Source organism: Butyrivibrio fibrisolvens, from assembly GCF_023206215.1.
GTDB lineage: Bacteria > Bacillota > Clostridia > Lachnospirales > Lachnospiraceae > Butyrivibrio > Butyrivibrio fibrisolvens_C.
In genome coordinates, this window is sequence record NZ_CP065800.1 from 141874 (window position 1) to 155925 (window position 14052).

Genomic DNA, 14052 nt, shown 5'->3' on the forward strand with positions numbered 1-14052 from the left:
GTGCGAAGTATCAATCTGTATCTTATCCGTTCTTAACCTTGAACTTATCAATAAGATCATTGAGCATACTGGACTCTTCGGAGAGCTGCTGTGATACAGCACTGGACTCTTCGGCGGTAGCAGAGTTACTGGATACAACATTGGATATCTGCTCGATACCTTCTGTTATCTGCTCCATGCTTGTAACCTGATCCTTGGCCATGTTGCCGGATGTTGTCATCATCTCTGATACATGATTTACAGATTCTACAACAAGTTCAAGGGCAGCCTTGGTCTCATCAACAACTTCATTACCATTGGATATCTCATCCATAGTATCGCTTATAAGCTGATGCGTGTTCTTGGCAGCTTCTGATGACTGGTTGGCCAGCTGACTTATCTCGCCAGCAACAACTGCAAAGCCTTTACCTGCATCACCTGCACGGGCAGCTTCGATAGAAGCGTTAAGTGCAAGGAGCTGTGTCTGCTTGGCAATAGCTTCTATAGAATTAGTAACAAGCTCTATCTCCTTGGAAGCTTCTGTGATCCTGGTCATTGCATCTGTAACAAGATGCATCTTACGTGCAGATGTATCAACATCTTCTTTAACCTTCTGAGCCATCTCATTGGACTGCTCAGCTGCATCTGCTACGTTTCTCGTCTGCTCAGTTACTGTCGAAACAGATGCTGTTAGCTGCTGGATCGCTGCTGCCTGGTCAGTTGCACCTTCCGCAAGGGCTGTAGCGCCTTCTGACATATTCTGAGCACCTGCAGATACCTGTGAAGAGGACTCTCTTACCTGTGTTAACGTGGTAGATAGTCTGTCAGCTATATCCTCCAGTGCATCCTTGATAGCAGTATAATCGCCTATATAAAGCTTGGGATTATCTGTTCCTTTGGTAAAATCACCCGTTGCCATCCTGCCAAGGGATTCACTGATATCTGTTACAATAGAAGCAGTGTATCTGGTAGACTTTCTAAGATCATGAGCAAGTTCTCCAAGTTCATCTTCAGCCCTGTATTCAATGTTGATATCAAGTTTACCTTCTGACATATCACGAGCAGCAGTCCTTACTTCATCAACAGGTTCTACTATACTCTTTGCAAGAGCACTTCCACCGCTTGCAATGAATAGAACAGTTGTAAGGATTATAAGTAAAGACAGAGCTGCTGAAACGCCTGTGGTAATAAGTGTCCTTGTATATACAGCCTGACCATGCTCTGCTATCTCTTTGGATACAGTCTTAAGATCAGATGCTACATCATTAATAGAAGGATATAAAGTTCCGTCAAAATACTCGAAGATATCTTCATTGGTAGAATGTCCGTCCGAGAACATACCTTCAAGTGTCTTACCATTGGATTCTACTACCGCAAGATGCTCATAGAACTGATTGATCATGGTCTCATTATCGTAAACCTTGGATAGTTCTTCCTTATATCCGTTAAAATCAGAGAACGCTTCTGATATCTTCTCAAGCTCCGACGTTCTTACTTCATCTGTTGTTGCGGACAATGCCCATAGGAAATGTTTGGACAAAGCCTGTATATCTATTCTTATCTCACCCTGAATATTATCAGCTGCAAGATCTCTTGAATAGATAGAATAGACTCCCCATACAGCAGTAACTATTGTAACTACCATAAAAGCAATTACAAGTGCAAATCTTATACTTGCATTTCTGAAAATCCCTGATACTTTGCTAGCTACTGACTGATTTTTTAGTTTATTTTTGTCAGCTGCAATTAATCCTTTGATATTCATAATGTACCTCCGGCTCCTTTTTGCCTGGAATAGAAAAGATTGAAATATAAAGAACTAAAGAATCCATACATCATTTTTATCGGCTATAATCAGCATTTATTAACATATATATTTTAAAAAAAAAAAACTTATTAAAAGATATTTTTATGCCGATACAACTAGTGACTTGGTTTATAAATTTGCTATATTCATGATCAAAAATAATCGCTTCATCTATAGCTGGAATATTCTGTAGGTGTGACCACCCATCTATTTATGATCCCAAATCTTCTGTAGATGTAATCTTTCATCTATGGAAAAAGTATTGTTACGAGGAATAAGTCATGTTTTCCTTAGCCAATACCAATTGTTTATTTTCATAACTGTTTTTTTCAGAAACGATTTTTTATCAGAAACACGGATCCAATATTTATTAAAAGCTCTGATTATTCGAGCAAAAGGAGTATGTATGCTTAGAAAAATGAATCTCAGAATGAAAATGCTTCTCGGAATCCTTCCCATTGTTGCGATCGCGCTAATACTTGTAACTTATATTAGTGTAACCAGATTCACTTCCGCATATCAGAATCTGACTACAGACAAGGCTATGCAGACACTTAAAGCCAATGCCAATTCTGTAAATGTAACATTGGAAACTCTGCGCAATACTGCAACAGTTCTGTCCAATGAAGTTGGTACAAGCTACGAATATACAGATCTTGATCAATATGAAGAAATCTTTGGTAATGTAATAAAGGGCAATGATGTAATATCCGGTGCCGGTATATGGTTTGCAAGAGGCGTATATAAAAATCAGGAATATGCCGGCCCCTACTGGTACAAAGATGGAGATACCATCGTATATACAGATGAATATTCCAATGCGGAGTATGATTATTTTACCCAGGAATATTATACAAATGCTGTATCCATGACTACACTTGATGCATCGATCACGGATCCTTACTATGATGAAGCAAGCGGCACTATCATGGCTACATGCTCTGCTCCTATATTCAGTGCAAGCGGAGAATGCATAGGATGTATTACAGTTGATACAGTTCTTAATTCTATCCAGGACATGGTATCTTCCATGTCCCTTGGTACATTATCACATCCTATACTCCTGTCATCACAGGGCGTATATCTATATGATGTTGATGAATCCAAAACTGCAACTTCTTTTAATATAGCTGATGATCCTTCAATGTCACATCTTGCAGAAAGTTTGCTTGCTAACGAAAGCGGCGTAGGCGGATTTGAAGGATCTGACGGCGAATATATATACTTCTACGATACTATTCCAGAAGTTAACTGGAAGCTTTGTATCACTTTGGCTCAGTCAGAACTTGACGCATCCAGAATCGAGACTAGAAATCTTCTTATGGCTATATGTGCAGTATCAGTAATCTTCTGTGCTGTTGCTATCCTCCTTCTGGTTAATATAATTGCCAAGAGTGTCAATAATGTTAAGACATTTGCAGGTCATCTTGCAGAAGGCGACTTTACAGTTAGTAAGATCAATAATAAGAGCGGCGATGAACTTGGTCAGATGGCAGAATCACTCAATGCGATGTATGAAAGCAACAAGGGCGTCATCACTCAGGTATCGGATGAATCTGAAAAAATTGATGAAGCAAGTGCTACTCTTGAAGGCATGGCTAGTCAGCTTACTAATGAATTCCAGAATATCCAGTCCAATATGACAGGCGTTAATGATGCTATGATGAGCGCATCAGCTGCCACAGAGCAGGTTAATGCTTCTGTCGAAGAAGTAAATGCATCAGTTCAGCTTCTTGCAAGTCAGGCTGATGAATCCAGAGGTCTTGCTGAGGATATCCAGAAGAGAGCCAAAGATATTGAAGAGAGCTCAAAATCAGCTTATGACCATGCTATCCAGATCGCTCAGGAACGTGAAGCAGATATCGAGACAGCTAACTCTCAGGCAGATGTCGTACAGCAGATCGGATCACTTGCTGACTCTATCGCTGAGATAGCTGATCAGATCAACCTCCTGTCGCTCAATGCTTCTATTGAAGCTGCCCGTGCAGGTGAACATGGTAAAGGATTTGCAGTTGTTGCAACAGAGATCAATAAACTTGCAGGTGATACAGGCGCAGCTGTAGGTGAGATCCAGAATACTGTAGCAGGTGTTCAGGAAGCCTTCTCCAATCTTCTTAGTGCAACCAATGAGCTTCTTACTTTCCTGAAAGAGACTGTTACACCTGACTATGATAACTTCGTTAATGTAGCTCAGCAGTACGGCGCTGATGCTGATTCCTTCGGACAGACATCAACATCCATCGCTGAGATGGTCGGAACTATACACGGTGCTATGAGCGAAGTAAGCTCAGCTATCCAGAATATCACAGAATCTACTCAGGATACAGCATCCAGATCATCTGAGATCACAGATACTGTCAACACAGTATCCGAAGTTGTTGATAATGTAACCGATATGTCCAGCAAGCAGTCAGTTATCGCCAGGAACCTTGCAGGTGTTGTTGCTAAGTTTAAGCTTCGCTAAAAAATACAAAAACATTTTTAGACCTGCCATTCTAAAAAAATTTAGAATGGCAGGCTTTTAATTGTAAAAGACGATACATCCAATCATAAAAAAGGCCTTCGGAAAACCGAAGGCCTTAATGTCTTATTGAACTTATATAGAGTATATTTGCGCAAGTTTTTTTATATTTTTAGTCAATAAGATCTTTGATATCAACGTTCTCGCCGTCGATACCAGCAAATGCTCCGTCCTTAACTTCTCCAGCTTCAGGATGAGCGATAAGCCACTTGTTGCGGGCAAAAAGGAGTCTGTCTTCAGGGCATCCTGCCTTAGGTATAGCATTTCCAACATTGGTCATCTGAGGAAGAGCTACAAGAACCTTAAAGCCCTTGTCCTTGTATGCCTGGCAAGGTGCATAGTGAAGTGTTGTTGCATATACTTCTACAAGTACTCCTGCAGGAACCTTGAATGCCATAGTCTTTGCAGAATCGATGTGGAAGTTCTCATCGATATCAGACTCTGTAGCTACAAGGAGTATGAAATCCTCTGTTCCAAGATTGAACTCACTGCTTCTGTGATACTCGAAGCAGTTAAGCTTAGTATTATGGCCGTTGCACCAGCCAAACTGAGCAGGCATACCGCCAAAGAGTGTATCAGCAAGTACCTTGGCCTGAGGAAGAGACTGAAGCTCGGGCTCTTCTGCTACATAGTCAGGAGCATTCTCAGGACATGGAGTCTTCTCTGTAAGAGTTTTGAGGATCTGATCTACCTCTACTCCGTTTACGATTCTGCCGTATTTTGCAAATTCTTTGTCTGTTACGCTGTAAATCTTCATACAATACCTCCAATCATCCCTTCATCTCTGTAAAAAGGTTCTTAAGTGCTGGATACAGTTTTCTATATGTCTGATATCTCTCTTCGTAAAGAGCTGCAAGCTCTGGTTCAGGCTTTGTAGAACCTGTAACTTTGATAAGCTTCTTAACAGCTTCATCTACGCTTGCGTACTCGCCGCATCCTACTGCTGCAAGGATAGCTCCGCCGTATCCCGGTCCCTGCTCTGTTTCAGGAATTGTGAGTTCTATGTTCATAACGTTAGCAAAGATCTTTCTCCAAAGAGGGCTCTTTGCTCCGCCGCCGCAGATCATACTCTTTTCAACCTTGATGCCCATAGCTTTGGCAGCTTCAAGAGAATCTCTCATACCAAATGCAACGCCTTCAAGAACTGCCTGTGTCATATCAGCACGGCTGGAATCCATAGTCATACCAAGGAAGCAGCTTCTTGCATATGGATCATTGTGAGGAGCACGCTCACCCATAAGATATGGAAGATAATATACATGGTTGTGACCAAGCTTATCATCAGAGATAGGAGCCTGCTCGCCTGCAAAATCCTGAGTCTTAAGGATTTCTTCCATCCACCACTTGTTGCAGGAAGCAGCTGAGAGCATACATCCCATAAGGTGGAACTTACCATCTGCATGGTCAAATGCATGGAGTGAGTTACCGTCATCTACGCTGAACTTATCTGATGAGATGAAGATAGTTCCTGATGTACCAAGAGATATGTTACAAGCACCTGCTCCAACAGTAGCTGTTCCGATAGCAGCTGCTGCATTATCACCTGCACCTGCGCATACCTTAACATTCTCAGAAAGTCCGAGCTCGTCGGCAACATCTTTTTTAAGAGTGCCAACTACTTCATAACTTTCGAAGAGCTTTGGCATCTGATCTTCTGTAACGCTGCAGATATCAAGCATCTCCTTACTCCACTTCTTGTTCTTAACATCAAGAAGGAGCATACCTGAAGCATCAGAATAATCTGTGCAGTGAACGCCTGTAAGTACATAATTGATATAGTCTTTAGGAAGCATGATCTTAGCAATTTTGTTAAAAAGCTCAGGCTCATTGTTCTTCATCCACAGGATCTTAGGTGCTGTGAAGCCTGCAAATGCGATATTGCCTGTATACTCAGAAAGCTTATCCTTACCGATCTCATTATTAAGATAGTCTGTCTCGCCCTGAGTTCTGCCATCATTCCAAAGAATTGCTGGTCTAAGTACGTTATCATCCTTATCAAGAACTACAAGTCCGTGCATCTGTCCGCCTGCACCGATACCTGCAACCTGACTCTTGTCAGCATCCTTAACAAGTTCCTTAATGCCTTCTTTTACAGCGCCAACCCAGTCCTGAGGTCTCTGCTCAGACCAGCCCGGATGCGGAAAGAGAAGTTCATACTCTTTTGAAACTATGTTCTTAATGTCTCCCTTTTCGTCCATCAGCAGAAGCTTAACTGCAGATGTACCTAAATCAACTCCAATGTAAAGCATTTTTCCCTCCAAAAATTGAATAATGCCGGGTCAGTAATACGTTTTAGGACATTCCTGATCATTGCCTAAAAAAATCTGACCCTTTCGTTTTTATTTGCCAATAAAAGCATCAAGAGGTGACTGATCAAGTGTATCTTCACCTGCCAATATCTCTTTTAGCTTAGTTGCCATAATAAGGTTTCCGCCCTTTGTGTTACTCTCGATATTAAGGGGCATGATAGGCTCATGAAGTGACTTTCTAAGAAGAAGCCATCCATCGCCGTGGTCCTTATCAGTATTAACTCTGACGCCTTCGTAGTTACTTTCAGGAAGTGACCAGCCTTCTACCTTGCCTGCAGCTTCTTCCAGCATTTTAAGAATACGGTCACCATTGGACTGAAGGTCGCCTCCTTCGATCTTGTCTGCATATACAGGGAATCTTATTTCATCACTTTCGCAAGGCTCTGAAAGATCTTTGATCATCTCTTCGAGCTTTTTGCCCTTACCCATCTCGATAAGGAGCTTGACCATAAGATATGCACCGTCATCAAGGAAGTAGTTTTCTTTAAAAGCGCCATGTCCGCTTGTCTCTATAGCAAGCTGAGAATCGATCCCTTCATTGTTGAGTCTTATGGATTCATCTATAACATTGCGGTAGCCACGCTTAAATCTCTTGTGCTTGCCACCATGTGCTTCGATGAAGTCATGAAGACCGTCTGAAGTAACAGAGTCAGTAACGATTGTAGTTCCGGGATGCTCTGAAAGAGCGATCATAGAAAGGACTGCTATAAGATCGTTTCTTGTAAGAGTCTTGCCGCTTGGAAGTACAGCACCTGCTCTGTCTACATCTGTATCGAATATGATTCCAAGATCTGCCTTTGAATCAAGAGTTGCCTTCTTGATAGACTCTGCTGCCTCTTTGTTCTCTGGATTTGGAATGTGGTTAGGGAATCTTCCGTCAGGTGTAAGGAACTGGCTTCCCGACGTATCTGCTCCAAGAGGCTCCAAAACCTTGGTAACATAGAATCCGCCAGCACCATTACCTGCATCTACTATGATATGAAGTCCTTCAAGAGGCTTATCGCCCTTACCTACGCCGTCTCTGATCTTCTTCTGAAGATAGGATGCGTATGTATCCATAAAGTTTATGCTCTTAATATCTGCACTACTTGTATCTACGGACTTTTCGGGATTTTCCGCAAGGATCTTATCAGCAAGCTCTGTAAGCTCCTTGATATCACCCTTTTCAAGTCCCCCTTCTTTAGTGAAGAACTTAAGACCATTCCTATAATAAGGAAGGTGACTTGCAGTTATCATGATACTTCCATCAAAAGTAGCTGCATCATCTTCATCGGAAGCAAGAACCGTTGACATGAACATAGCAGGTGTTGATGCTATACCAAAATCACATACCTCGTGACCTTGTGCGATAATTCCTGCTGCAGCTGCCTTTAAAAGAGCCTCTCCGGTAAGTCTTGAATCTCTTCCAAGAGCAATTTTTACTTTCTTATTATCGTTCCTTTTAGAAAGCCACTTGGCAAAAGCTCCAGCAAGGTCTTTGGAAGCCTTGTTGGTAAGATTTACAGAAGCACCTGTTTCGTTGTCCATAGCAATACCACGGATATCGCTACCATTTTGAAGATTAGAATAGCTCATTTGTTAGATTTCCTCCCACATGATCGATTCTGCTTTTACATTTTATTATTCAAAAGCAGTAATTGCTATTTAATTATTGCTTACATCCTCTCAAAAAACAATAAACTTTTCATAACCAAATGCCGATTTAAAATATAGAGCTTTTTTATTTTGTTAGGAGGTTAGGCATGGGTCAGACAATAACTCTTTACAGAGTATCTCTGGATGGTCAGATGGACATTATCGCCTTTTTAGGTGAGCAGGATGCTCAGACTTATTCTACTATCCTGTTTTCAGGATATGATCAGTACATGATACTTGAGTCAGAAACAGATATTGAAGATATTAAAGGAGAATATACGTATACCATATGTGATGATCTGGGAGAGATTCCCTTTGATATTGTCTTCATACGTGACAAGAAGATAAGAAATGTATTCGTACTTACACTTATGTTTGCTATGGCAGGACTTTCAATCGAAAACTATGATCTTACAGCTGCACGAGGTCTTCTGACGCAGCTGAGCGCAGATCTTGATAATCTCGGAACAGATAATATACCGCTATCGTATATACAGAAGCAGGCAACAAAGCTACGGTCTGTAGCTATGGCGTAGAACAATCTGACTGTACCCACGGGCAAGCCCGTGGGTACAGTCAGTTGTAGAGCTATTAATTCATCTCCTGATTTAAATATTTAAAAGTGCATGCTCCATATCCGTCAGGAGCTTTTCTGTATCGCATAGCAGATTTTGCTCTGCTTTTTTCTGGTTTTCATCTTTTTTATATGTATAGATGAACATAACCTTACCTTTAGACTTAAATGATAGATTCCCTTTGTAATGTTTTAATAGAAGCGGTATATTCTCGCTCTTTATCTTAGCTTCTCTAAGTATCTCAAAGGTTATCTCACCACTTCCGCCTTTAACTTCGCGCATATAAAGGCTGTGAGCTTTAACTCTCATAAGAGCAACTCTAAGAAGGTTATCTACGCTGTCCGGAACTTCTCCAAATCTGTCACGAAGCTCATCTCTCATATCATCAGCTTCGCCAAGGTTTTCGATACTAGCGATCCTCTTATATATCTCAAGTTTCTGCTCTTCATTAAGGATATACTTAGTAGGAATATAAGCATCTACGTCAAGATCTATTGATGTATCAAAGTCTTCAGGATATGCTGACTCAAGACCCTTCTTCTTGCGAACGGCTTCATTGAGCATCTTACAGTACATATCATAGCCTACTGCCATCATATGTCCGGACTGCTTCCTTCCAAGAAGTGAACCTGCCCCTCTTATCTCGAGATCACGCATAGCGATCTTAAATCCTGAACCAAGGTCTGTGAATTCTCTTATGGCAGAGAGTCTTTTTTCTGCAACTTCCTTGAGCATCTTGTTCTTTTTGTACATAAGGAATGCATAGGCATTCCTGTTGGATCTTCCTACTCGTCCTCTTAACTGATAGAGCTGTGACAGACCCATTTTATCAGCATCAGAGATGATCATTGTATTAACATTGGATATATCAAGTCCTGTTTCTATGATAGTAGTAGATACTAGTACATCTATATCTCCGTCTATGAAGTCGTACATGATCTTCTCAAGTTCCTGCTCAGACATCTGGCCGTGGGCAAAGGCCACGCTTGCTTCCGGTACCAGTTTTTGTATCCTTGCAGCTACATCCGCTATATCATTGACTCTGTTATAGACATAGTATACCTGGCCTTGTCTTGAAAGTTCTCTTACGATAGCTTCTCTTACCATCTCTTCGTTATATTCACATACAAAGGTCTGTATAGGCTGGCGGTCATTGGGAGCTTCTTCAAGGATGCTCATATCCCTGATACCCACAAGGCTCATGTGAAGAGTACGGGGAATAGGCGTAGCTGACAGGGTCAGTACGTCTACACTTTCTTTGATCTTCTTGATCTTCTCTTTATGAGTTACACCGAATCTCTGCTCCTCATCTACAATGAGAAGTCCAAGGTCTTTGTACTGGACATCCTTGGACAACAGTCTATGTGTTCCTATAACGATATCTACAAGGCCTTTACGAAGATCTTCTACGGTCTTCTTCTGTTCACGGGCTGTCCTGAATCTGGACAACATGTCCACTCTTACAGGGAAGTCCTTCATTCTCTCAGAAAAAGTATTATAGTGCTGCTGAGCAAGGATAGTCGTAGGCACCAGTACTGCTACCTGCTTGCTGTCCTGAACAGCCTTAAAGGCAGCTCTTATAGCAATCTCAGTCTTACCAAATCCTACGTCTCCGCAGATAAGTCTCTCCATGATACGAGGAGATCTCATATCTGCCTTGACCGCTTCTATCGCAGCTTCCTGATCCTCAGTCTCCTGATAAGGGAATGCATCTTCAAATTCCTGCTGCCATACAGTATCAGGTCCAAATTCATACCCCTTGGTCTGCTGTCTCTTGGCATAGAGTTCCACCAGATCCTGTGCAACTTCATCAACTGCGCTTCTAACTTTGGCCTTGGTCCTGTTCCACTCAGGGCTTCCAAGCTTGTTGAGCTTGGGCTTATGCGTAGTATCTTCTGACGATGAGGCATACTTTTGAAGTACATCAAGACCTGTAGCCAGCACGTACAGATTGCCGCCGCCAGCATACTCGACCTTGATATAGTCCTTGACTACGTGATCAGTCTCTATCTTCTCGATACCTCTGTAGATACCAAGTCCGTGGCTTTCATGAACTACATAATCGCCCGGATGAAGGTCTGCCATTGAGGATATAGTCTCTCCGGACATGCCCTTCTTTTTCTTTCTCTTTTTCTTCTTGTGCTCTGTGAAGATATCACTTTCTGATATAACAGCAAACTTAATATCAGGATATTCAAATCCCTTTAATATACGGCCATAATAGGTCATGATCTCGCCAGGCTGCAGTACACGCCCGGGATCCTCACTATATGAAGCGCTGACTTCATTGTCCCTAAGATCTTCTACGATTCTCTTAGCTCTTGTTCTTGATCCGGAGAGGATGAGGACTCTGTAGCCTCTCTTTTTATAACTCTTTAGATCTTTGACCAGAAGATCGAAGCTGTTATTATAGGGAGCAATAGTCTGAGTATGGATCTCAAAGCTCTTTCCGGGCTCATAATGATTCTGGGATGCAGGAAGCGGGATTGCTTCAAGAAGGACTCTTCTGACATTGCCCATCCTGGCTATTATCTCTTCTTCTGAAAAAAGAAGATCCATCTGCCCGGGGAGTATGTAGCCTTGCTCGGCTCTATTTATCATACTTTCCCTGAACTCATCAAATACAGCCTTGGCCTGAGCCTGCACATGAGAAGGCTCATCTATGAAGATCATAGTGCTTCCGCTATTAAACAGTTCAAGGAATGTAGACGGGTTATCTACAAAGTATCTAAGGAAGCTCTCAAGACCTGACATATTGTCATATTCTAAAGCTTCTTCCTTCTTTTCTTCTATATACTTTTTAAGCCTTGCAGACTCTTCTGTCTTAAAGGCCTTCCTTAGCTGATCATATCTTGATTCGAATTCGGCTGTTATTTTATCAAAACCTTCTTCAAGCCTGTCTCTTGTAAGGATAAGCTCAGAAGCAGGATATATCTCAATTGATTCAAGCTTTTCAAGAGATCTTTGGGACATTATGTCAAAAGATCTCATGGATTCTATATCATCACCAAAAAGCTCTATTCTGTAAGGATTCTCTTCTGTAAGGTCGAATACATCGATGATATCGCCTCTAACGGAGAACTGACCGGGGCCTTCTACCTGATATACCTTCTCATAGCCCATGTTTACAAGTTTTCTGGCTATATCCTGCTCATCTACAGGCTTTCTTTTATCAAGTGCAAGGATATTGCTTTTGATAACTTCAGCTGGGATCTGAGGGCTCATAAGAGCAGCAAAGGTTGTCACCACCGTAACAGGGCGGCCTTCTATAAGACGGCGCATGGTCCTTATACGCTGGCGTGTAAGATCATTGGAATGGATATCTGCCTGATAGAATATGAGATCCTTGGCAGGATATACTGTAACATTCCTGTCATAGAACTTATAATCTTCGAAGATCTCTTTGGCTCTAAGATCAGAATCTGTCACAATTATGCGATAGCGGACCTGGCTTCCAAGTCCGTTGATCATATGGAGCTTCTCAGAATCAAGGCATCCTATGACTTCAGCGCAGGCAAATGGATTATCAAGATATTTATCAAGTTCGGTAAAAGCAGGCAGTTCCTGCAGTGGCGCCTCTATAGCACGCATATCATTCCTCTTTCTCTATATATAAAACAACAAAGGATATACTAAATACCGTTTTTACGATGCCGACATTATCTATGATTCAAAACGTGATATCAGACAACCTTGCGGTTAAATCTGGTCATAGCTATATCGCATCCTTCATCAAGGATTACAGGTATAGCTGCAATCGCGTTATCTATGGCATTTTTGAGATTAACTTCTTCTTCAGAGTTAAAATGGCTAAGTACGTGATCAGCAAGGTCCATACCCTCAGGCTTACGACCTACGCCAACTCTTATTCTGGTAAAACCATCTGTCTGGCAATGTGCGATTATGGATTTAAGACCGTTGTGTCCACCAGCACTTCCCTTGGGGCGAACCCTGATATTACCTACATTCTGATCGATATCATCTGATATTACAATGAGATCATTTTCAGGTTCTACTTTATAAAAATGACACATAGGTCCTATAGCTTCACCGCTTCTGTTCATATATGTAAGAGGCTTCATAAGAATGACTTTATGACCTTCTATCATACCTTTACCATATGCAGCATTAAATTTAGTCTCTGTAAGTTCGATCCCGTACTTGTCACACAAGGCATCTATTGTAGCAAAACCAACATTATGTCTGGTTCCAATATACTTCTTTTCCGGATTTCCAAGTCCTGCAATAATTACCACTTCTTCGTTACTCTCTTTCTCTTTATCTTTTATAGTGTTAAAAATTTTAATGATATATTCAAGCATATTTTAACCTCAAGCAATAATTCTAATCTTCCCATATACCTATAAGATCACAGCCTTCTGACTGTAGCTCTGTAAGCCCATCCTACAAGATGTACAAATGACGATATCACATTAAGATGAGCTATCTTTCTATAAAGTCCCCATATACGTTTTATCGCCACAAACTTGTTGGATGAAAGGGAATTGGCCGGTCTTCTGTATATTATAAGTGGCATGTCAAGGCCTCTTGCAATAACACCCGTTTTTAATATACTCCACCAGGTTGCTGTATCTTCGCTTTCTATCAGGGGCATGTATATAAGCTTTTTATCAAGGTGTCTTGTATCAAAAAGCGTCGTTGATGTAAAGATAACAGTTCTGGAAAGGGCATGCTTATAATCAAGTCTGTCAGGAACATGAACTATCTTACCTGTAGGCTTTGCATTCTCATCTCCGAATTCATAGGACATGAATACAAAAGAGGCACCTTCTTTTTCCATGAACTCAAGTTCTCTTTCAAGCTTTTCAGGCAGCCACACATCATCGGCATCAAGGAAAGCTATATATCGTCCTGAAGCTGCGTCAAGTCCTGTATTTCTGGCAGCTGCTGCCTTCTCATTCTTGTTTTTTAATATAAGTACAAAATGCTCTTGGGAAAAGGAGCTTTCTTCAATAGCACTAGTTATCTTTTCAACGCTGTCATCTGTTGATGCATCATCAACAAGTATAAGCTCCCAGTTGGTATAGGTCTGCGCCTCCACCATTTTGATAGTGCTTTCTATATAATCACTTGCATTGTGAACAGGGACTATGATGCTGACTCTTGTATCCAGCACAGATTCTTTTGTCATAATAAACTCCATTATAAGTATTAGTGTAAACAGGTAATTCTTCTACAAATCCAACTTTTATCCACAGCTAATGC

General features: G+C 41.3%; 9 protein-coding genes. 2 read left to right on the forward strand and 7 right to left on the reverse strand.

Going from position 1 to position 14052, the window contains the following annotated elements:
* Window positions 1–22 precede the first annotated feature (22 nt).
* Entirely contained in the window at window positions 23–1744 is a 1722-nt protein-coding gene (locus I7804_RS00570) for a methyl-accepting chemotaxis protein (protein ID WP_248404385.1), read from the reverse strand.
* Window positions 1745–2192: 448 nt separating this feature from the next.
* On the opposite strand from I7804_RS00570, the gene I7804_RS00575 reads away from it, so the two are divergent.
* Window positions 2193–4250, forward strand: a complete 2058-nt coding sequence (locus I7804_RS00575) for a methyl-accepting chemotaxis protein (RefSeq protein ID WP_248404387.1) — start codon at window positions 2193–2195, stop codon at window positions 4248–4250.
* A 169-nt stretch (window positions 4251–4419) separates the two neighbouring features.
* Here I7804_RS00575 and I7804_RS00580 read toward each other — a convergent pair whose 3' ends face one another.
* The 3 genes from I7804_RS00580 to I7804_RS00590 form a co-directional block, all read right to left on the reverse strand.
* A complete protein-coding gene (locus tag I7804_RS00580; protein WP_248404389.1) occupies window positions 4420–5064 on the reverse strand; it encodes a DUF4867 family protein in 645 nt (214 codons plus the stop codon).
* Window positions 5065–5077: 13 nt separating this feature from the next.
* Entirely contained in the window at window positions 5078–6556 is a 1479-nt protein-coding gene (xylB, locus tag I7804_RS00585; RefSeq protein ID WP_248404391.1) for a xylulokinase, read from the reverse strand.
* Between the two features lie 90 nt (window positions 6557–6646).
* Window positions 6647–8191, reverse strand: a complete 1545-nt coding sequence (locus I7804_RS00590) for a phosphoglucomutase (protein WP_027203240.1) — start codon at window positions 8189–8191, stop codon at window positions 6647–6649.
* Between the two features lie 167 nt (window positions 8192–8358).
* Here I7804_RS00590 and I7804_RS00595 point away from each other — a divergent pair, with 167 nt between their 5' ends.
* Window positions 8359–8787, forward strand: a complete 429-nt coding sequence (locus I7804_RS00595) for a hypothetical protein (protein ID WP_248404393.1) — start codon at window positions 8359–8361, stop codon at window positions 8785–8787.
* Window positions 8788–8859: 72 nt separating this feature from the next.
* On the opposite strand, the gene mfd is transcribed toward I7804_RS00595, so the two are convergent.
* The 3 genes from mfd to I7804_RS00610 all read right to left on the reverse strand — a co-directional run bounded on the left by mfd (window position 8860) and on the right by I7804_RS00610 (window position 13978).
* Window positions 8860–12417: a transcription-repair coupling factor gene (mfd, locus tag I7804_RS00600; RefSeq protein ID WP_248404395.1), complete on the reverse strand. Its 3558-nt coding sequence runs from the start codon at window positions 12415–12417 to the stop codon at window positions 8860–8862.
* A 92-nt stretch (window positions 12418–12509) separates the two neighbouring features.
* Entirely contained in the window at window positions 12510–13082 is a 573-nt protein-coding gene (gene pth / locus I7804_RS00605) for an aminoacyl-tRNA hydrolase (RefSeq protein ID WP_027203243.1), read from the reverse strand.
* 113 nt (window positions 13083–13195) lie between these two features.
* A complete protein-coding gene (locus tag I7804_RS00610) occupies window positions 13196–13978 on the reverse strand; it encodes a glycosyltransferase family 2 protein (RefSeq protein WP_248404397.1) in 783 nt (260 codons plus the stop codon).
* Window positions 13979–14052 lie beyond the last annotated feature (74 nt).